The organism is Anaerorhabdus furcosa, assembly GCF_900167375.1.
In the GTDB taxonomy this organism is placed as follows: domain Bacteria; phylum Bacillota_I; class Bacilli_A; order Erysipelotrichales; family Erysipelotrichaceae; genus Anaerorhabdus; species Anaerorhabdus furcosa.
On record NZ_FUWY01000006.1, the window covers coordinates 92022 to 113452 of the forward strand.

General features: G+C 32.7%; 19 protein-coding genes and 1 other annotated feature. Of the genes, 5 read left to right on the forward strand and 14 right to left on the reverse strand.

Features of this window, described 5'->3' with window-relative positions:
* Positions 1–432: a MarR family winged helix-turn-helix transcriptional regulator gene (locus tag B5D14_RS09625; RefSeq protein ID WP_078712419.1), complete on the reverse strand. Its 432-nt coding sequence runs from the start codon at positions 430–432 to the stop codon at positions 1–3.
* A gap of 251 nt (positions 433–683) precedes the next feature.
* On the opposite strand from B5D14_RS09625, the gene B5D14_RS09630 reads away from it, so the two are divergent.
* Positions 684–1370 carry a 5'-methylthioadenosine/adenosylhomocysteine nucleosidase gene (locus B5D14_RS09630; protein ID WP_078712420.1) on the forward strand — a complete coding sequence of 229 codons (687 nt, stop codon included), beginning with the start codon at positions 684–686 and terminating at the stop codon, positions 1368–1370.
* 293 nt (positions 1371–1663) lie between these two features.
* On the opposite strand, the gene recD2 is transcribed toward B5D14_RS09630, so the two are convergent.
* The 4 genes from recD2 to spx are packed head-to-tail and all read right to left on the reverse strand — an operon-like array spanning position 1664 to position 6161.
* Positions 1664–3829, reverse strand: a complete 2166-nt coding sequence (gene recD2, locus B5D14_RS09635) for an SF1B family DNA helicase RecD2 (RefSeq protein WP_078712421.1) — start codon at positions 3827–3829, stop codon at positions 1664–1666.
* 3 nt (positions 3830–3832) lie between these two features.
* Positions 3833–4531, reverse strand: coding sequence for a CPBP family intramembrane glutamic endopeptidase (locus tag B5D14_RS09640; protein ID WP_078712422.1), 699 nt, complete (start codon positions 4529–4531; stop codon positions 3833–3835).
* Positions 4519–5670 (reverse strand): tRNA 2-thiouridine(34) synthase MnmA, encoded by a 1152-nt coding sequence (gene mnmA / locus B5D14_RS09645; protein WP_078712423.1) that lies wholly within the window; start codon positions 5668–5670, stop codon positions 4519–4521. Before mnmA ends, B5D14_RS09640 begins: the two co-directional genes overlap by 13 nt.
* Positions 5671–5726: 56 nt before the next feature.
* Entirely contained in the window at positions 5727–6161 is a 435-nt protein-coding gene (gene spx / locus B5D14_RS09650) for a transcriptional regulator Spx (RefSeq protein ID WP_078712424.1), read from the reverse strand.
* A gap of 108 nt (positions 6162–6269) precedes the next feature.
* Here spx and B5D14_RS09655 point away from each other — a divergent pair, with 108 nt between their 5' ends.
* Both B5D14_RS09655 and trpS read left to right on the forward strand, forming a co-directional pair.
* Positions 6270–7646: an APC family permease gene (locus B5D14_RS09655; RefSeq protein WP_078712425.1), complete on the forward strand. Its 1377-nt coding sequence runs from the start codon at positions 6270–6272 to the stop codon at positions 7644–7646.
* A 3-nt stretch (positions 7647–7649) separates the two neighbouring features.
* Positions 7650–7853 (forward strand) — a binding site (T-box leader).
* A gap of 35 nt (positions 7854–7888) precedes the next feature.
* Positions 7889–8878 (forward strand): tryptophan--tRNA ligase, encoded by a 990-nt coding sequence (gene trpS / locus B5D14_RS09660; protein WP_078712426.1) that lies wholly within the window; start codon positions 7889–7891, stop codon positions 8876–8878.
* 12 nt (positions 8879–8890) lie between these two features.
* On the opposite strand, the gene B5D14_RS09665 is transcribed toward trpS, so the two are convergent.
* The 4 genes from B5D14_RS09665 to B5D14_RS09680 all read right to left on the reverse strand — a co-directional run bounded on the left by B5D14_RS09665 (position 8891) and on the right by B5D14_RS09680 (position 12975).
* Positions 8891–9754: a YitT family protein gene (locus B5D14_RS09665; protein ID WP_078712427.1), complete on the reverse strand. Its 864-nt coding sequence runs from the start codon at positions 9752–9754 to the stop codon at positions 8891–8893.
* Entirely contained in the window at positions 9735–10901 is a 1167-nt protein-coding gene (locus B5D14_RS09670; protein ID WP_200804804.1) for a DNA recombination protein RmuC, read from the reverse strand. The genes B5D14_RS09665 and B5D14_RS09670 overlap by 20 nt, the downstream gene beginning before the upstream one ends.
* A 31-nt stretch (positions 10902–10932) precedes the next feature.
* Positions 10933–11388, reverse strand: coding sequence for a competence protein ComK (locus B5D14_RS09675; protein ID WP_159443776.1), 456 nt, complete (start codon positions 11386–11388; stop codon positions 10933–10935).
* Between the two features lie 78 nt (positions 11389–11466).
* On the reverse strand, positions 11467–12975 hold the full coding sequence (locus B5D14_RS09680; protein ID WP_078712429.1) for an IMP dehydrogenase: 1509 nt from the start codon (positions 12973–12975) through the stop codon (positions 11467–11469).
* Positions 12976–13080: 105 nt separating this feature from the next.
* Here B5D14_RS09680 and B5D14_RS09685 point away from each other — a divergent pair, with 105 nt between their 5' ends.
* Positions 13081–14775 carry a proline--tRNA ligase gene (locus B5D14_RS09685; RefSeq protein WP_078712430.1) on the forward strand — a complete coding sequence of 565 codons (1695 nt, stop codon included), beginning with the start codon at positions 13081–13083 and terminating at the stop codon, positions 14773–14775.
* A 55-nt stretch (positions 14776–14830) separates the two neighbouring features.
* The gene (locus B5D14_RS09690) at positions 14831–15862 is read left to right on the forward strand and encodes a lipid II:glycine glycyltransferase FemX (RefSeq protein WP_159443777.1); all 1032 of its coding nucleotides are present in this window, start codon (positions 14831–14833) and stop codon (positions 15860–15862) included.
* A 28-nt stretch (positions 15863–15890) separates the two neighbouring features.
* On the opposite strand, the gene B5D14_RS09695 is transcribed toward B5D14_RS09690, so the two are convergent.
* The 5 genes from B5D14_RS09695 to B5D14_RS09715 form a co-directional block, all read right to left on the reverse strand.
* Positions 15891–16241 carry a pyridoxamine 5'-phosphate oxidase family protein gene (locus B5D14_RS09695; protein WP_200804805.1) on the reverse strand — a complete coding sequence of 117 codons (351 nt, stop codon included), beginning with the start codon at positions 16239–16241 and terminating at the stop codon, positions 15891–15893.
* Between the two features lie 43 nt (positions 16242–16284).
* On the reverse strand, positions 16285–16812 hold the full coding sequence (locus tag B5D14_RS09700) for a biotin transporter BioY (RefSeq protein WP_078712433.1): 528 nt from the start codon (positions 16810–16812) through the stop codon (positions 16285–16287).
* Entirely contained in the window at positions 16805–17758 is a 954-nt protein-coding gene (locus B5D14_RS09705) for a biotin--[acetyl-CoA-carboxylase] ligase (protein WP_159443778.1), read from the reverse strand. The genes B5D14_RS09700 and B5D14_RS09705 overlap by 8 nt, the downstream gene beginning before the upstream one ends.
* Positions 17759–17868: 110 nt before the next feature.
* Positions 17869–19626, reverse strand: a complete 1758-nt coding sequence (locus B5D14_RS09710; RefSeq protein ID WP_078712435.1) for an NADH-dependent [FeFe] hydrogenase, group A6 — start codon at positions 19624–19626, stop codon at positions 17869–17871.
* 6 nt (positions 19627–19632) lie between these two features.
* Positions 19633–21429: an NADH-quinone oxidoreductase subunit NuoF gene (locus B5D14_RS09715; RefSeq protein WP_078712436.1), complete on the reverse strand. Its 1797-nt coding sequence runs from the start codon at positions 21427–21429 to the stop codon at positions 19633–19635.
* Positions 21430–21431: the final 2 nt, after the last annotated feature.

Below are 21431 nucleotides of genomic sequence, written 5' to 3' on the forward strand. Positions count from 1 at the left end.
CTATTTCCTCCAAAAATAGTCTCCTATTTTCATTGCGATATGATTCATCGAATCAATTTCGGCGTCAGTTAGAAAACTAAAAATATCCTTACGAATTTTATTCGCCTTTTCATTTACAAATTTAACATATGCTTTTCCCTCATCTGTTAAATAGATTGAAAATTTCCGTGAATCAGCATTTTTTTTATCACAGAATACAAACCCTAGTTCACCCAACTTTTTAATTGCATTGGTTGTATACGCTTTATCAAAACTACTTAACTCGGTTAAATCTTTTAGTGTACAACCTTCATATTGCGAAAGAATTAATAAATAAACTACATCCTTTCCTTTAGCAGGAGAATCCTTTAATTCATCATTTAACTTCGAACGAAATTCTTTTTCTACTTTACCCATGAGAATAGGTATTAGTTCTACTTTAAATTCTCTCATTAGTTTACCTCACATATGTTTTATATTTTACCACTTTAGATTGAAAATTCAACTTAAATGATGTATTTGTATTACTTCTCTTATCAATAAAATTGTTTGACATAAAGCTATATTTACACTTTCATGCAGAATAACAACTAATTAAATTACATGTAAGAATAAAACAAATATACTTTCCTAAAAAATTTTTCTAGTAAAATTTGACAGATACTTATCAATATAATAGGATTAAAAAAAGTGATGTGCATCGCATGAAAAAAATAGGTATTCTATGTGCAGGTGATGAAGAGCTAGCTCCATTTTTATTGCATTTGGAAAATGTTAAAGTATCCAATAAAGCAATGTTAAAATTTTATGAAGGTCTGATAGATGATATTCCCGTTGTTTTATTATACAGTGGTGTTTGTAAGGTCAACGCCGCCATTGCATCACAAATATTAATTGATTTTTACAATGTCACTATGATTATAAATGCAGGTGTTGCTGGTGGAATGAATGAGAAAATAGAACTTTTTGATACTGTTATCTCTACGCAAATTGCTTATCATGACGTAGATGATGGGATATTAACAGAATTTCATCCATGGCTACCTTCCATTTATTTTGATGCTGACAAGTATTTACTTGATGTTGCAAAAAATGTTTTTAGCAATCATCCTAAGATTTATTTTGGTCGAATGGTTACAGGAAAAAAATTTATTGAAGATGATGGAAGAGATGTCATCAATGCAAAATATTCCCCACTATCAGTTGATATGGAAACAGCAAGTATTGCTCATGTATGTCACGTAAATAAGATACCTTTTATTGCAATCCGTTCAATTACAGATACAGCTAATCATATTGGCAAGCAAAACTTTGAAAACAATTGTAAAAAAGCATCTATTGTTGCTAAAGATGTTACACTAAGCTTTTTAAAAGACTTGAATATGTACTGAAATACAATCAATACAAATAACTTCCTATTTGAAGAACAGCTCGTCTTATAAAGATTAGCTGTTTTTGCATACTCGACAGAAATGCTACTATCCATTAATAGTGGCTAGATCATGACTGAATTACAAGTGATAAAGCTGTTCCTTAATCATACCGATATTAATAATCTATCTAAACTAAATAAAAAGACAAAAATATCATGTGACATTCTTGTCTTTAATTTAGTATTTTGTATTTTTTAAGCTTTTCGTGAAATTCTATTAGAATGATTAGTCTCTCTAGAACTTTTTTTCATCTACAAAATTCCTTTTAATCGTTTAATTAGTGTTGTCTCTCTTCTTTTCTCAATTGTATGGCACGCTTCTAATGCAATGGATTCACTTCCAAGTAGTACAAGCGACTTCTTTGCACGAGTTACTGCTGTATAAACCAAGCTTTTCTTCAACATATGGCGATGTTGTGAAATAAGAGGCAAGATGACAATTGGATACTCACTTCCCTGACTCTTATGAACAGAGATACAATATGCATGCGTAATTCTTTCAAATGTTTCAGGTGAATATTCAACATAGATACCTTCAAAATCAACAATAAAACGAACTGTATTGTTTGGATCTTCAATTGGATAAATAATTTCAATCAGTGTTCCAATATCGCCATTATATACATCATCATCAGGTTGATTTTTTAATTGAAGAATCTTATCATTCTCTCTAAAGGTTCGATACCCTACCTTCCATTCACGACGGCTTGAATCTTGAGGATTAAAACAATTTTGTAGTGCATTATTTAAGCGGTCAATTCCAGCGACACCGGAATACATACATGCTAAAACTTGAATATCTTTTAAGTCATATCCTTTGTCTAAGGCATTCTGGACAATCTTAACTACCATATCTTTTACATCATATTGACTCGCATTAAAGAAAGCAACATCATTTTTTAACTTAGTAAAATCCAAATGACCTTCTCTAATTTGAGCAGCAAGTTCAATTACATCAGAGCCATCTTGTTGTCTAAATATATGTTCAAGTCGTATTACTGGAAATAAATTAGAATCAATTAAATCCTTTAGCAAACAACCAGGTGAAGCACTTGGCAATTGATTCTCATCACCAATAATACATATCTTTTTAACATGAACAGATGCTTGAACTAAATTATAAAATAACCAATTATCAACCATGGAGAATTCATCAACAATCAATAAATCAATAAATAATGGTTCATTAGCATTTTTACCAAACGTATTTGATTCTAAATCCCATTGCAGTAAACTATGAATTGTATATGCATCCACCTCAGTTAATTCAGCTAATCGTTTTGCTGCTCTTCCAGTGGGTGCACAACAAGCGATATTGGCTAAAGGATATAGTTTCTTAAAGATGGATACCATTCCACGAACAACAGTTGTCTTACCAGTACCTGGCCCACCTGTAAGAATCATAATATCTTGAGAGATAAAAGAATGGATTGCTTCCATTTGTTTTGGATCGTATTCAATATTTAACTTTTCTTGAATCTCTTGTAGAGAATCATTTAGTAATTCTTCACTATAGGGATCAAGTTTTTCATAAGGAAACAAACTCAAGAAACCTTGAATTCCATTTTCTGCATCAAACTGAGTTACTGGATAAATACGATTTTCTTCTTGTACAAGTCTTCTTTTTTTAATCAATAAATTTCTATATTCTTCATAGTTGACTTCAATTTGTTTACAAGCCTTTATAAATTCAACCTGAAGTACCTCATCTAAGACATAACTATTACCCGTACGCATACAACAATCCATCGCAAGTGTTGCTAAAAAGGCTTCAACACGATAAGGATGATCTAATTCATAACCCATAGATAACGCAATTTTATCCGCAGTCTTAAATCCAAATCCATCACATTCTTCAATAACGCGGTATGGATTCTCTGATATCTTCTTTATCGAATCACTACCATAAGCACGGTTTAGACGAATGATGTTCCTTATACCTAGTCCATGCATCGTAAAGAATTGCAAAGCTTCTTCAAATGAATCCTGGTTTGAAGATAATCCTTTCATCAATGACTCTTTTTTCTTATCTGTCATTTTTGGGATTTGATCTAAGCAAGATACATCTTCTTTTATCATATCGATGCAGTTTGTACCTAAAATATCAACGATTTTCTCTGCAAACTTTTTCCCAATTCCCTCAAACAAAGGACTTGATAAATAACGTACAATGGAGTCAGTATCAGTAGGTGTAACTTTACGATAAGCTTTTATACTAAATTGCATACCATACTTGGGATGTTCAATATAATCTCCATCTAATTCATAAAGAAGATCCAAATCATCGATAGTTGGTAAATAGCCTGTAACAATGATTCCTTTTTCATCCAAAGAGTGAAGTTCAAAACGAGCCACTGTAAAATAGGACTCGTCATGTCGATAAATTGTATGTGTGAACTTCCCTGTGATTTTTTCCATAGATTACCCTAAGAGTAATAAAACTGCTACCGCTACGAAATTATTAATAAAGTGAAACATCCATGCTCCTGCAAAACTTCGTGTATCGCGATAATTCTTCGCAATCATAAACCCTTGCACCATATAAGGAAAAGCAAAGAGTAAATCAACAAAGTTTAATGAGAAAATGGAAAAGAAAACATGCATTCCACCAAATAAAAACGAACTAACAAGCGCGGCAATCCAAAACCCTTTTCTTTCTTCAATATGTTTATAGATAACACCTCTAAATACAAACTCTTCGACAAATGGTGCAAATATTACTGCCACAAACACAATCAATAAAGGCGTTGATGAAAGTTGTGATTCGATATTCACTTGATTTGCTGAAGATGTTTGTGAAGTGAAATAAAGTAAAAACATATTAATAACATAGTTTAACAAATAAGAATAAAGTACATTTTTACCTGTTATCTTTAATATTGAACCAAATCGTTCTTTTAGTGATACCTTCATCTCTAATAATAAAGGTTTACATAAATAACAAAAATAGAGAAGAAATGCAACATAAAATACCAGTTGAATTCCATAAGAAATATCTACTCCTATTATCTTGTATGCAAACGATGCAAGGAAACCTAATAAAATAGGATAAACAACTAAGTATCCTATTAAGTATTGAATCAAAACAATTATTTTATTTTTATTCTTTATTTCAAACATAACATTCTCTCACGAATTATTTTCTTAAATAAATCTTCTTCATCTTGATAAACTTCATCGATAACACCTCCACCAAGCACCAAACCATCTTTATAGAAAACAGCTTCTTGACCTGGTGTTACAGATTTAATTCCATGAGGATAAATACACTCCACAGTGTCTTCATCGAGAATATGAAGCTTAATTTCATTATCCTTTTGGCGATATCTGAATTTCGCTTGGCAATCCAATGTATCAAAGTCATGACTTGCCAACCAATTCATACCACGTACAATGCAACGAGTAGATCGTAACCATTTGTTATCTTCTCCACTTGCAACGTAGAGTTCATTTGTCGTTACATCTTTTCCTACAACAAACCAAGGTCCGCCAGCACCACCAATATTTAACCCTTTTCTTTGTCCAATTGTATAATACAATACACCATCATGTGGTCCTAATTCTTTGTTTGTTTCAATATCAATAATTTTTCCTTGTTTTGCAGGTAAATAGTTTTTAAGAAATTCTCTAAAATTTCTTTCACCAATAAAACAAATTCCAGTAGAATCTTTCTTTGCTGCGATTGTAAGATTCAATTCTGAAGCGATACGTCTTACCTCTGGTTTATCTATATCACCTAGTGGAAATAAAGTATGTTTCAATGCTTCTGGATTGATTTGGCACAAGAAATAACTTTGATCTTTGTTGTCATCATCTGCTTTATACATAAATGATCCATTCTCTTGATGAACTACCTTTGCATAATGTCCTGTAGCTACCCAATCAAAACCATGCTTCTTTGCAAATTCAAAGAAACTTTGAAACTTAATGTATTTATTACATAAGATATCTGGATTTGGCGTTCTACCCTTTTTGTATTCATTAATAAAAGTCATAAAAACATCATCCCAATACTCTTTTACAAAATCCACACGTAAAAGTTCTAGACCTAGTGTATCTGCAACACTTTTTGCATCCATCCAATCACTCTCTTGTGGACATACATCATTTTCAAGAGTAGGATTCCCTAAAACATCATTATTCGCAAGTGCATCCCAATTACGCATAAAAGCACAAGTTACATCATGTCCTTGTTGTTTTAATAAATATGCACAAACAGCGGAATCAACCCCACCTGATAAACCAACTAATATTTTCACATTAACACCTCATTGCCTTCCTATTATAATACAAAAGTAGAGCTAAATAAATAGCTCTACTCTTCTGTTTCACGGACTTTCCCGCAGCCATCAAAATTTGGACAAGATGTGTTACAAGAGAAAACTGCCAATTTTCTAAGTTCATGTGGAATGAATGCATCTATTTCTTCTTCGTCATATCCTACTTGGAATACTGATTCATTTAGGATAATAGGACGCTTTAGAATAGATGGATTCTTTTGGATAAATTTTACAAGTTCGTTTAGAGATAACAGGTCTAAATCTATCTTATCTTCTTGCATGATTTTAGAACGTTTCGAAATTATGTCTTCCGTTCCATTTTCGCTTCTTTGAAGTAAATGTTTAATTTCCACTTCATTTAGCAAGGTTGTAAATATATTTTTCTCAACGAAGGGTAAGTTTCTCTCTTTCAACCAATTCTTAACTTTCCTACATGATGCACAGCCAGGAGAAGTGTATACAACGATCATAGAATACCTCCATCTATTAATAATTATACAATAAAGTTTAGCATACGTATAGAAATATGTTGACAAATATGACTTTTTTTATATATTTAGAGAAAGAGGAGATTTAATATGAATAACAATATACCCAATTTACCAAAAAGAAAATTCGGCCTTTTAACGACCATTGCCATGATTGTTGGTATCGTCATTGGTTCAGGAATTTTCTTTAAAACGCCAGTCATTATTCAAAATACAAATGGTAATGTGATTATGGGGATCCTTGCATTTGTTGTAGCAGCTTTAGGAATTATATTTGGAGGATTAACGATTTCTCAATACTCTTCCAATGATAATAATATCGGTGGTCTTGTCTCCTATTGTGAAACAAGTTGGGGAGAAATACTCGGCTTTTTAGCTGGTTGGTTTCAATCAATAATTTACTATCCTGCAATTATTGCAGTTATTGCATGGGTAGGTGCTAATTATACCTTCGGCCTATTTGGTTTACCTAATTTATTAACTACTGGTGATTTTAACCCAGCAATTTGGCCACTAGCAGTTGTTTATCTAGTTTTCTATTATGCAATCAATACATTTCAAACAAAGAATGCTAGTAAATTTCAAAGTTTTGCTATGTTCGCTAAAATATTTGCACTATTAGTTTTATCAATAGCTGGTCTTTTATTAGGAAGCCCAACAACAGTAATTGCACCCAATCCAAATTATGTAACAACTTCTACAGGGTTTCTTACTGCGGTGATTGCTGTAGCCTTCGCAACGGATGGATGGATGATAGCACCAAGTATTGCACATGAAATAAAAGATCCACAAAAGAATTTAACAAGAGCACTTGTCATTGCACCTATGATTATTATTGCTTTGTATCTGCTTTATTTCTGTGGTGTATGCGCCTTCTTAGGACCAGATGCTTTATTAGCAGGTGTTGATCCTATTTCAAGTATTTCAAATGCTATCTTAGGACCTTGGGGAATTAAAATTGTTTTATTGTTTATTGTACTCTCTGTACTTGGAACTCTCAATGGATTAATACTTGGTTACATTCGTACACCTTATGCCCTTGCGGTGCGTGGCGAAATTCCATTTAGTAAAACCATTGCTAAAATCAATAAAAAATTTGATACACCAATTAATGCAAGTCTAGTATGTTTTGTTATTAACTTAATCTTCTTATCCTTCCATTTTCTATCTTTAGATGGTGCTGCAGTGTATGGATTATCTATGTTTGAAGGATTAGCAATTGATGACTTACCTATTGTTATGAACTATTTATTCTTGTGTTGTATGTATTTTGGAGTCTTGCTTCGACCAGATAGAGTTAAAACAAATTCTTTTGCAGGACGCTTTATCTACCCAGTTTTAGCAATCTTGGGTTCATTAATCATTCTTTACGGTGGCATTACAAGACCTAAATTTAATGTCTACATGTTGATTACCTTGGTATTAATTGCAGTTGGACTCTTGATTAGAAAGAAGAAAAGTGCTTAAATATAGTTAGCGTTGAAAAAGATAAGTAATTAAATGATGTACTATTTAGAGATATGGTGGCTGGTGAAAACCATAATACATGATTTAATGAAATGGGACTTTGGAGCATTAAATGGCATGAGTCATTTACGGAAACTAACCGTTATCTAGAAGTGATTCTCAATTATGAGAATAAGTCAGGTGGTACCACGTTCAAGCGTCCTTTCATGAGGATGCTTTTTTATTTTAGGAGGACAAAGCAAATGAAAAAAATGTTGAGCGGAATTAAACCAAGTGGGCAATTGACACTTGGAAATTACATTGGAGCACTAAGAAACTTTGTAAAGTATCAAGATGAATATGAAATGATTGTATTTATCGCAAACTTACATTGCATAACAGTACCGCAAGATCCAATTGAACTAAAAAAGAATTTAAAAGATGCAATCGCATTGTATCTAGCTTGTGGTTTAGATCCAAATCGTAGCACGATTTTCTTACAATCAGATGTAATGGAACATGCACAACTTGGATTCATTATGTGTTGTTCAACTTATATGGGTGAATTAAACCGTATGACTCAATTCAAAGATAAACAAGCAAAAGGAGAAACAAACCTTACTGGAGGTCTCTATACCTACCCTTCTTTAATGGCAGCTGATATCTTAATTTATGATCCTGATTATGTACCTGTTGGAGAAGATCAAAAACAACATGTTGAATTAACACGTGACTTGGCTTTACGTTTCAATAATCGTTATGAAACAGAATTATTCAAAGTGCCTGAACCAATTGTACCTACTGTTGGTGCACGCATAATGTCACTAAGTGAACCAACTAAGAAAATGAGTAAGTCTGATAAAGGTGATAAAGGATGTATCCATTTATTGGACGACTTAAAGGCAGCTCGTAAAAAAGTAATGTCTGCAGTAACAGATAATTTAGCAAAAGTGAATTATGATCCACAAAATCAACCCGGTATTTCTAACTTACTCGAAATCATGTCAAGTTTAACAGGAACACCAATTGATGAGTTAGTAAAACAATTTGAACATGCTGGTTATGGTGACTTCAAGAAAGCTGTTGCAGATGTTGTTGTTAGTGAACTTGAAATGATCCAAAGTCGATATAATGAAATCATGGCTAGTGGAGAAATTGAAAAAGTTCTTGAAGATGGTGCTAATAAAGCACGCGCTATGGCACATAAAAAATTAATGAAAGTACAAAAAAAGATTGGTATCGAAATTCGATAACCAATTCTTTTTTTACTCTAATGGCTTTTGATAGTAATTTCCTACAATACGATCACTATTTGCTACGTTAATAAATGCTTTTGGATCTGCAAGTAATATCGATTCAACGACTTCATTAACTTGATAAGCATTGATTGTCATAAACATAAAGCACCGTGGTTGATGAGAATATGCACCCTCACCCCATAATTTTGTAATACCGTGACGTGTATTTCTAAAAATAGCTTCACATACTTCGTCAGGTGTTGTTGTTATAATGTATAAGTTTTTTAGTTTGTATCGTGTGTGTAATTCATTAATGATTTGTGTACTACAGAATTGAAAGATGATTGAATATAACGCTTGATTCCAACCAAACAATAAACCTGCAATGACTAGAATTCCTGAATTGAACATAAAGACATAATTCCAAGTAGACACATTAAATCTGCTTGATGCATAGATTGCTATAAAATCCAATCCTCCACTGCTAGCATTATTTCTAAGTGCAATGGACATTCCTAACCCACTCAAAATACCACCAAAAATTGTGATTAATAATAGATCTTGCGTTAATGGAAATTCGGGTAAAATTGAAGTGAATATACTTGTACAAGTAAACCATAATATAGAATATGTAATAAACATTTTACCCACATATTTATATACCAAAATGGTTACTAAAATATTTAAAGAGAAATATAAAACCGAAAATGAAATATTGACATTGAAGAATGCTTTAGCAGAACGAGAAATCAATAATGAAATTCCTGAAAATCCTCCAGGAAACAAATTACCCGCTTCAACAAAGGCATTCATTGATATTGAATAAATTAATGATGAAAATATAACAATAGTGATTGTGCGGATAAAATTTCTAATTTTCTTCTGATCCATCTTCGTCTTCCTCTAAAAGTCTTCTTACTGGCTTTTCCTCATCTAATTGGACAGATTCTATTTGCTTGAATCTTTTGATAATTTTGTCGCTTGTGATACTTACTGATTGCATATCTTTGTATGTCTTATCAAAATCTTTAGTAACTGCCATATAGCGGTCTTGGAAGCGTTCAAATTCTTTTGATAGTTTAATGAATTCTTCTTGTATTTCTACAACCCTATCATTTCGTTCTTGACCTAAATAGATTGCTTTTATAGCAGTAATATATGCCATTAAGGTTGTTGGTGATACAAGGAAAACTTTAGATTGATATGACAATTGAATCAAATCATCATAGTGACCATATATTTCTGCAAAAACTGCTTCTGCTGGAATAAACATATATGCGATTTCCGCGGTTTCACCCTGAATAATATATTTACTACTAATATCCTTGATATGCTTTGCTACATCTTTTCTAAATTCATTCTTAACACGAATTAATTCTTGCGAAGAAGTCTGCTCATCATACATTCTATTGAAATTCTCTAAAGGAAATTTAGAATCAATAACAATCTCTCCTAGTGGTGAGGGTGCATGAAGTACACAATCTGCTATTGAACCATTGGATAATTTCACTTGTTTAGAAAAACGATTTTCATTGTTTCCAAATACATTTTCTAAAATAGAATAAAGCTCTATCTCTCCATAAGTACCTCTAGTTTTCTTATCAGTTAAAACATTTTGTAAACTTGTAATATTTGATGAAAGTGACTTTAAATTTTGTTGCGTTTCATCAATTCTTGCCATTTGTTCAAGAATATTTGTAAATGCTTTATTGGTTCTATCAAATCCTTGAAGCAAACTCTCATTTACTTTAGTTTCAATATTTACCAAACGTGTGACCGTGTTTTCATTTAATTGATTGAAATCACCTTTCATTGAATTTACAATATTGGTTTGAAAGAAAATTAAATCTTCCATCATTTTTGTTTTTAAATTATCCATTTCTTCTGATGTTTCAATCTTTGATTGCCGAATCGTATCTTTGATAAAATATTGTTGCTTCATGTTATTTCTACTAACAACATAAATTAAAATACCAATGCCAATAAACACCAAAATAAACAAGAATAATAATAAATAAAGTATGCTATCTGTATTCAAATTTATCACCCATGATATTATACCATGGTTATTATCTGATAAATATGAATTTTCGTTCTATTAAATGTAATTTAATTAGATAGTCTGTTGCTCGTTTATATTGCTTCTTTAGAATTCTTGAATCACTATCTAATTCATAACGAAACCCCTCTTTTGTTAAGAGAATGGTTTTGTTATCATCTGTTGTCATGATTTTGTTAATTATCTTGTATTGCACATAAACACAATCTTTTGAATGAATAGAATGAGTTGGTAAAAATAATACTAGATCGACTTCATTGACTAGAATACATGGTTTTTGTCTAATACCACATAAATATTTAAAACTATCTTCTCTTCCTTTTAAAGATGAACCAGCAGCTAGACACCACTTATTTAACCAAGAAAGTGGTTTTCCTTCTAATCGTTTTAATTCGTTGTTTTGTTTCATTAATACAGTCTCATTTGTTTTGCTATCATAAAACATCACATCACAATAAACATACATTTTTATACCTTCTTCTCTACAATGAGTACAGTTATCTCTCATATATTTTGTAAATAAAAAATTCGCCTTTTGAGCGAATTATTTATAATTATCATTTGTTTTATCTTTTACGATAACATCATGTGCTCCACCCTCTACAATAGAAGTCGCACTTACTAATGTTAATTTGGCTTTTTGTTGAAGTTCTTCAATGGTAAGCGCTCCACAATTGCACATTGTTGATTTAACTTTTGCAAGAGTTGTTAAGACATTATCTTTTAATGGTCCAGCATAAGGAACATAAGAGTCAACACCTTCTTCAAAGCTTAGTTTTCCAGCACCACCTAAATCATAACGTTGCCAGTTACGTGCACGGTTACTTCCTTCACCCCAATATTCTTTAACGAAGTTACCATTTATCATTAATTTATTTGTAGGTGATTCTTCAAAACGAGAGAAATAACGTCCAAGCATAACAAAGTCACTACCCATAGCTAACGCCAACGTGATGTGGTAGTCATAAACAATACCACCATCTGAACATATTGGAATATATACACCTGTTTTTTCAAAATATTCATCACGTGCTTTAGCAACTTCAATGACAGATGTTGCTTGTCCACGTCCAATACCCTTTGTTTCACGCGTAATACAAATTGAACCTCCACCAATACCAACTTTAATAAAATCAGCACCAGCTTTTGCTAAAAACTCAAAACCTTCTTTATCGACAACATTTCCAGCACCTACTTTAACGCGATCACCATATTTACTACGAATCCAATCGATTGTAAGTTTTTGCCAGTCACTAAATCCTTCACTTGAGTCAATACAAAGAATATCCGCACCTGCTTCAACCAAAGCCGGTACACGTTCGGCAAAGTCACGGGTATTGATTCCTGCACCAACAACATAACGTTTGTCATTATCCAATAATTCATTTGGATTTTCTTTATGAGAATCATAATCTTTTCTAAAAACAAGATAAACCAAGTTATTGTTATCATCAATAATTGGTAGTGTATTTAATTTATGGTCCCAAATTAAGTCATTGCATTCACTTAAAGTACTTTTTACATTTGCAGTAACTAGTTTATCAAATGGTGTCATGAACTCAGCTACTTTTGAATTACCATCTAAACGAGAAACACGGTAATCACGACTAGTAACCATACCTAGAAGTCTTCCATTTGCACTACCATCATGAGTTACTGGCATTGTTGAATGTCCAGTTTTCTCAAGTAAATCCATTACATCATTTAAAGTTTGATCCGGTGTTAAATTAGAATCACTTCCTACAAAGCCCGCTTTATAATTTTTTACTTTTGAAACCATCATAGCTTGAGATTCAATGCTTTGTGATCCAAAAATGAAGGCAACTCCACCCTCTTTAGCAAGTGCGATACCCATTTGTTCACCTGAAACAGATTGCATAATTGCACTAACCATTGGAATATTCAATGAAATTGCAGGTTCTTCACCCTTTTTGAATTTAACTAGCGGTGTTTTTAAACAAACCTTGCTTGGTACACACTCACTACTAGAATAACCTGGTACTAATAAATATTCACTGAATGTGTGACTTGCTTCGTTGTAATAAAATGCCATGAAATGACTCTCCTCCTTATTTTAATTTATGTAATTATAGTTCAAATTATCTTTTAAGTAAAGGCATTTTGATATATAATCATATAGATAGCGAGGAAAGAGAATATGAAGTTAAAAAATAGTTTCTTTTATACATTAAGAGAAAATGTAAAAGATGAAGATTCAAAGAGTAGTAATCTATTAGTACGCGCCGGAATGATTAAAAAAAGTTCTGCCGGTGCTTATATGATTCTACCCTTAGGGTATAAAGTATTAAATAATATTACACAAATCATCCGTGAAGAAATGAATGCTACTGATTGCCAAGAATTAATCATGCCAGCTTTATTACCTGAAGATGTTTATGTAGCATCTGGACGACGTGAAGGTTTTGGTAAAAGTATGTTTTCATTAAAAGACCGTTTCAATAAACCTTTTGTACTTGGCCCAACACACGAAGAATTATTCGCAATTGCTGCACAAATGAAGATAAGATCATACAAAGACTTACCCTTCTCTTTATATCAAATCCAAACAAAATATCGTGATGAACCTCGTCCACGTTTTGGTTTAATTCGTGTTCGTGAATTTATTATGAAAGATGCTTATACATTTGATGTTGATGAAGCTGGACTAGACATTGCTTATGCAAAACAATTTAATGCTTATAAGAATATATTCGATCGTTTATGCTTAGATTATAAAATTGTTAGAGCAGATACAGGAGTTATGGGTGGTTTGTTATCGGAAGAATTCCAAGCAGTAACCGATATTGGAGAAGACATCTTAGTTTTATGTGACCAATGTGATTTCGCAAGTAATATTGAAGTCGCACAATGCATCAGTGAAGAATTACCTACAACATTAGAAGCAATGAAGCTTGAATTAGTCGAAACTCCTAATGCTAAAACCATTGAAGAAGTTGTAAATTTCCTTCAACAACCTGCTGAGAAATTCGTGAAGACATTAATCTACAAAGTTGATGATAAAGTAGTAGCGTGTATGGTAAGAGGAAATCGCGAAGTTAATGAAACAAAACTTAGAAAATTATACAATGCATTGGAAGTTGAACTTGCAGATCCTGAAACCGTTGTACGTGTTACAAATGCTCAAGTAGGATTTGCTGGACCAATTGATATTCAATGTGAATTGGTTATGGATGATGAAGTGAGTAAAATGCATAATTTCATTACTGGAGCAAATAAAACAGGATATCATTATATTGGTGTAAATCATTCTGATTTTAAACCTACTCATGTAGCTGATATACGAAATATTCAAGAAGGTGATACTTGCCCTAAATGTGGTGGTAAAATTCATTTCAAACATGGTATTGAAGTTGGAAATACATTTAAATTAGGTACTAAGTATTCAAATGCTTTGGGCTTAGAATACTTGAATTCTGAAAACCAACTTAAACCAGTATGGATGGGAAGTTATGGTATTGGCCCTGCTCGTTGCATGGCTGCAATAGCTGAGCAATATGCAGATGAAGATGGTCTAAAATGGCCAATTGCTGTTGCACCTTATCAAGTTGCAGTTGTCTTAATCTCAATTAAAGATGAAGTTCAAACAGAACTTGCAAATAAAATCTACAACATGGTGCAATCAAATAAAATTGACTGTCTATTAGATGATCGTGACGAAAGACCTGGAGTTAAATTCAAAGATATGGATTTAATTGGTGTTCCTTTTAGAGTTACTGTTGGTAAAAAAGCAAGCGAAGGCATTGTTGAATTTAAACAACGTGGTCTAAGTGAAGTGGAAGAAGTTCATTTAGATGATTTAATGAATAAATTGACTGAACTGTGTAAAAGATAAGGGAGATTTTCCCTTTTCTTTTGTGTGTTATAATAATGAAGTGAGGATGAGTTATATGAAATTTGTGCAATTATCTATCGATGAATTCAATGAATATGCATATCATTCAAATGAATCAAGTATATTTCAATCAGAAGCGTGGGCTAAACTTAAATCAAACTGGACACCTTATTATTTAGGTGTAAAAGATAATGAAGAACTTATCGCTGCTTGTTTAGTTTTATGCCGCAGTGTTCCTTTTGGGTTTAACTTTGCCTATGCACCTCGAGGTCCATTACTCAATTTTAAAGACAAAGAATTATTGAACTTCTTTATATCGAACATTAAATCATTTCTTAAAACTAAAAAGGTTTTATTAGCAAAGTTTGATCCCAATATAGTCATCGCTTCCTATCCTTTTGATGAAAAAGAAAAAGTACCAACTGCTAAAAATGATGTCCTCATCCAAGAATTAAACCATGTAGGATTAAAGCATTGTGGGTATACATTATTAATCAAGGATACAATCCAGCCAAGAATTCAACTGGTTTATCCACTTGAAGAAACCTTTGATCATCGTATTCCATCTAAAACAATGAAAAAAGTGCGTGCAAGTATTAAGAAAGATGTCATCATAAAAGAGGAACATGATTCAAAGAGTTTAGTTGCAATGGTTCATTGCACTGAACAAAGACATCAAATTAAACTTAGAAATGAAAAGTACTTCAATGACATTTTAGATGCATTTAAAGAGAATGCATGTGTTCTAGCCTGCTACAGTGATGATATTTTATTAAGTGCTTGTCTATTAGTTAAGAGTAAAAATACCACAGAAATTCTATACTCTGGATATGATGACAATTATAAACAATACAATTCTACCTACCCTTTACGCTACGAATCAATTCGATGGGCAAAAGAGCATGGATGCACTGAATTTAGTTTCGGTGGTGTTGAAGGTACACTAGATGATGGCTTAACGATGTTTAAATCTAGTTTCAATCCTCTTATCCATGTATTTGTAGGTGAATTTGATTTACTACCTATTCCACTATTGAGTAAGCTTACACAAGTTTTCTATCCAATGCTAAAAAAATATATCATGTAAAAAAGCATATCATAAAATATGCTTTTCTTTATTTTCCTTGATACTTATGCAACCCATATTCACAATGTTCAATATCAAATACTTCCATATAAGGGTCCCCATTATCATATATCCAACATTCGATTCTAGTGGGTGTTACTTCAAATAATCTTTCATTTTCTAAATGTGAATAAGCATGATATGAATTTTCAAAATGTTCTTTGAATTTATGCATAAACTCATCATGACTACTTGGCTTACCAATTTCTTTGCAAACTCCTTCAATTTGAATGTTATCAATACACAAAGCAACCCATTGATTCTGAATTAACTGATCATACTTTCTGAATGTACTATCTGTTTGAAAGTAAAACTTATTCTTTATTTTTATGATACTCATCATTCGTGATGAAACAGAATTATATCATAACTATTAATCTAAATTACCCTAATCGTTTCTTGATTAGATATCGCTTTGCAAGAATTGTAGCTACTATTATTTTTAGAATATCGCCTGGAATAAATGGATAAACACAATAGACAAGTGCTGATGATAAAGTCATTTCAGTAACACTCATAAACCATACTGTACCAAATGCATAACAACTAAGAGTACCTACCAAACAAAGTATGAAAATTGTTGGTAATGTAGGTTTTAATTTCTCTAAAGCCAAACTAATCAATACGGCATCTAGAATATAACCTACAATATACCCTCCAGTTGATCCAAGTAGTACTTGAGCACCTCCAGAAAAGTTTGAGAATACAGGTAATCCAATAAAACCTAACAAAATATAAAGTAATACTGTAAGTAATGCATATTTAGGTTTTAATAATATCCCAGTACAATGAACTGCAAGCAATGCCAAATTAATAGGAACCATTGGGAGTGGTATTTGAATTTGTGAACATACTGCAATAAGCCCTGCAAAAAGAGCACATTGAACATATTGTAAAGTTTTTTTATTCATCTCTTGTTTTATACAGTGTAACTTCTCCTGAAGTTAACTCTCTCTTTCTATCATCTTCAAATAATACAAGTAAATTTCCGCTTGTAGTAATGTCGAGTACTTTTGCTTTACCAGTTTCACCACCGCGTACAAGTACTGTTTTATCTTTTAATAAATTATGCTCTCGATAAAATTGTACGATGTCTTCCATCGGTAACTTTAGTGATTCTTGAAATTTATTAATGATGCTTGCGACAAATAAATTCTTATCTCCTTGATAATCGATATCTGTAATCACATCTGTTAACTCATTTGGAATTTCATTTAATTTTAAATTAATTCCAAATCCAATGACTAAATAATTTAGTGATCCTGTTTCAAGATTAAGTGATGCTTCAGTTAAAATACCACATACCTTTTTATCATGATAAAATAAATCATTTACCCACTTAATATCTAATTGTTTATTGCAAAGTTCACTAACAGTCTTACATATCGCAATAGCAACTAACATCGTTACACGTAGTGTATCTTGTACAGAAGTTGTAGGTCGAAGAATAAAAGAGCAGTAACATCCACCTTTTGGTGAATAAAAGTCTCTTTCAAATCGTCCTCTTCCTTTTGTTTGAGATTTACTTAATACAACTGTCCATTCATCTCCACCCTCTTCAGCTAACTTCTTAGCTGTGGTATTGGTTGATTCTAGCGTATCATAAACCATTACTTTTGAACGATTTGCTTCATTCAAGTAACGCAGTATAGCTTCTTTATTAAATTCTTGGCTCTCTTGCAATATAAAATAACCTTCACTTGGTTTTCCTTGAATTAAATGTCCTTCACTTTTTAGTGAATTTATCGCCTTCCAAATAGCTGTACGAGATACATTTAATTTCTTAGCTATAACTTCTCCCGACAACGGAAGATTTGATTCAATTAAACATGTATATACTTTCTCTTTCGTACTCATTTTCATCACCGTGTATAAGAATACTTTATTTTTGTTTTATTGTCAACTATGTGTTTATGTTGGTTAACAATGGAAAGAAAAAGAAACCAGTTTGCACTGGTCTCATTAATTTAGATTGTAAATTTTTCTTTCTTGCTATATGTTGTATGAAGTAATTCATGTGATTTATGTGAACAAGGTTCACCTAAGAAATTCTTATACAATTGTTGTATTTGTTCATTTTCATGAGATTTTCTCTTTTCACAATCCAAATCTTCATCATATAACGTCTTTGCACGTAGATTCTTGAAGTTATTCATTGCCTCAGCATTTCTAATTGATGCTGGAACAATTGATTGTCCTCCACCATTGATACAACCACCAGGACATCCCATAATTTCAATGAAATGATATTTTGATGTTCCCTTTTTGATTTGATCTAATAGTCCTTTTGCCATCGACATTGAACTTGCTACTGCAACATTTACTTCTAAACCTGCTATTTGAAGACTTGCTTCTTTAATACCACCCATTCCACGTACTTCTGTGAAATCAAGTTCATCCAATGGTTTGTTCTCTAAGATTTCTTTTACTGTTCTTAGTGCAGCTTCCATAACACCACCAGAAGCTCCAAAAATAACACCTGCACCTGTATACTCACCAAACATGTCTTGATCAAATTCCTCATCTTGTAAGTTATTGAAATCAATACCAAACAATTTAATTAGTCGACCACATTCTCTTGTTGTTAATACAGCATCAACATCTTGGATATCTCCAACTCGATTTTCAGGTCGTAAGATTTCAGTTTTCTTTGCAGTACAAGGCATAATTGATACAACATAAATATTACGTGGATCAATTCCCTTAGTTTTAGCATAGTATGATTTAATAATCGCACCTAACATCATGTGAGGACTCTTACATGTACTTAAATGAGGTAATAATTCTGGATATTCATATTCAATATACTTTATCCATCCTGGTGAACAAGATGTAATCATTGGTAAAGTACCACCTTTTTGAACACGTCCAATGAATTCCGTACCTTCTTCCATGATAGTTAAATCAGCTCCAAAGTTTGTATCATAAACACGATTGAATCCACATCGTTTAAGAGCTGCTACCATTTTACCTGTAACACGTGTTCCAATTGGATAACCAAATTCTTCACCAAGAGAAGCACGAACTGCAGGTGCTGTTTGTACAATAACATGTTTATTTGGATTATTAAGTGCCATAAACACATCATGTATATTTTCTTTTTCTGTTAATGCACCTACTGGACAAACATTGATACATTGACCACATTGAATACAGTTAACTTCATTAAAACTCTTATCAAATACAGGTCCAACTTTTGACTCGAATCCTCTTCCTTGGAAACTCAATACCCCAAGGCCTTGATAGAACTTACACGCAGAGACACAACGTCCACAAAGAACACACTTACTTGTATCACGTACGATTCCAGGTGATACTTCATCAAATGTAGGTTTAGAAAAATGACCCTCATATTTATTTTCACGAATATTTAAATCGCTTGCAAGTGTTTGTAGTTCACAAGTTTGATTACGTTTGCAACTCAAACAATTCTTATTGTGATTTGACATTAGTAATTCAACAGAATTACGTCTACCTGATAATGCTCTTTCTGAGTGAGTGAATACTTCCATACCCTCACTTACAGGATAATTACATGAAGCAGCAAGATTCTTTGCACCTTTTACTTCTACCAAACAAACACGACATGCACCTGATTTATTTAATCCTTTTAAGTAACAAAGTGTTGGAATTTTAATACCTGCAACTTGTGCAGCCTCTAAGATTGTAGCTCCAGATTCTACTTGAACTGGAATATTATTTATTTTTATATTTACAATTGCCATAAACTGTTATCCCCTTTCAATCGCTTGGAAGCGACATGTAGTAAAGCAAGCACCACATTTAATACATTTTGTTATATCAATTACATATGGTTCTTTACCTGGTACTCCGGAAATCGCACCCACAGGACATGTTTTAGCACACATACTGCATTTGCGACATTTATCTGGATCAATTTTGTATTGTAATAATGCTTTACATACTCCAGCTGGACATTTCTTATCAACAACGTGAGCAATGTATTCATCTTTAAATTGAGATAATGTAGATAAAATTGGATTTGGTGCTGTTTGACCTAAACCACAAAGTGCTGTTTCTTTAATGCGGTTGCACAACTCTTCCATTTCATCAAGTAGTTCAAGTGTACCCTCACCTCTACAAATTGTTTCAAGCATTTCCAAAAGTCGTTTTGTACCTACTCGACATGGTGTACATTTACCACAAGATTCTTCTACAATGAAGTCCATATAGAAACGTGCAACGTCAACCATACAATTGTCTTCATCCAAAACAATCATTCCACCAGATCCCATCATGGATCCTAGTGATACTAAATTATCGAAGTCGATTTTTGTATCAAGATGCTTATCTGTTAAACATCCACCTGATGGTCCACCTGTTTGAACTGCTTTAAAGTTTTTATTATTTGGGCATCCTCCACCAATTTCATAAATTACTTCACGAAGTGTAGTCCCCATTGGAATTTCTACTAATCCTGTATTCGCAATCTTTCCACCAAGCGCAAATACTTTTGTCCCTTTTGATTTTTCTGTACCAATTGATGAGAACCAATCAGCACCAATTAAAATGATTTGTGGCACATTCGCAAAAGTTTCTACGTTATTAATAATTGTAGGTTTACCCCATACCCCAGAAACTGCAGGGAATGGTGGTTTCGAAACTGGCATACCACGTTTTCCTTCGATGGACATGATGAGTGCTGTTTCCTCACCACAAACGAATGCACCCGCACCCAAACGAATTTCAATATCAAAACTGAAATCAGTACCTAAAATATTTGTTCCAAGTAATCCATATTCCTTAGCTTGATCAATTGCAATTTTCAAACGATCAACAGCGATTGGATATTCAGCACGAATGTACACATATCCTTGTTGAGCACCGATAGCATAACCAGCAATTGCCATTGCTTCCAGTACCGCATGAGGGTCACCTTCTAGAATAGAACGATCCATAAATGCTCCTGGATCTCCCTCATCCGCATTACAAATTACATACTTATCACCTTTAGGTTGATCAGCTGCAAATTGCCATTTAAGTCCTGTAGGGAATCCTCCCCCACCTCTTCCTCTTAATCCAGATTTTTTAACTTCATCGATTACATCTTGAGGTGTCATTTCAGTAATAGCTTTACCTAATGCCATATAACCATCCTTCGCAATATATTCTTGAATATCCTCCGGATTAATTACACCACAATTTTTTAAAGCAATACGCTTTTGTTTTGCATAAAAGCGAATACTATCAATATCAAATATCTTTTCTTTTGTTTCCTCATCGATATCTGTCATTTCAAGACGTTCTACTTTTCTTCCTTTGTAAAGATGTTCACTAACAATTGTTTCAACATCAACAACAGCCACATGATTGTAGAAAACTTTATCTGGGTAAATTGCAACAATAGGACCTTTTTGACACAATCCAAAACAACCCGTTTTGATTACTTTCACTTCTTCTGTTAAATGATACTTCTCTAACATTTCATGAAACTTTTCAACAACAAGCATTGAGTTAGATGATGTACACCCTGTTCCAGCACATACTAGTACATTTATTCTCTCCATAT